The sequence below is a fragment of the Lacihabitans sp. CS3-21 genome (assembly GCF_024343675.1).
In the GTDB taxonomy this organism is placed as follows: domain Bacteria; phylum Bacteroidota; class Bacteroidia; order Cytophagales; family Spirosomataceae; genus Leadbetterella.
In genome coordinates this window covers 1-599 of record NZ_RJUD01000049.1, presented here as the reverse complement: position 1 = coordinate 599, position 599 = coordinate 1, and the positions used below count along the sequence as shown (strand labels likewise).

The 599-nt window shown below is 48.1% G+C and carries 1 pseudogene; it reads right to left on the bottom strand.

The window, feature by feature from the left end:
* Positions 1-599: pseudogene (locus EGI24_RS14245) on the bottom strand (SprB repeat-containing protein); the annotation flags it as partial.

Sequence of the window (599 nt, the reverse complement as noted above, 5' to 3'; positions counted from 1 at the left end):
GTTATGGTGCAAGTATAACTTCCTGCCGATAGACCTGTTGCCGTAGCTCCAGTTCCACCACTCGGTGCCCAGCTGTAGGTATAGCTTGGTGTTCCACCTGAGGCCAACACCGTCGCAGTTGCATTACTTCCTCCATTGCAACTCACATTCGTTTGGGAAGTTGAGGCTGATAAAGCACTCGGTTGGGTGATTGTAAATGACCGAGTTGCCGTACATGCGTTGGCATCGGTTACTGTTACAGTATATGCTCCTGCACTTAAGCCTGTGGCTGTTGCGGATGTTCCTCCTGATGGAGACCATGAATAGGTATAGCTAGGTGTTCCACCTGATGGTGACACCGAAGCCGAACCTTTTGATCCTCCATTACACGATACGTTGGTTAGCGAACCCGTTGCAGTGCTGATAGCCGTTGGTTGGGTAATTGTAAATGTTTTAGTAATGGATATACTTGCAGCATCAGTTATCGTACAAGTATAGCTACCTGAACTCAATCCGGAAGCAGTTGCACTTGTACCACCGGAAGGTGACCAAGAGTAAGTAAAGCCTCCACTACCACCACTTGCAACAACAGTAGCAGTTCCGTTTGAACCTCCATTACA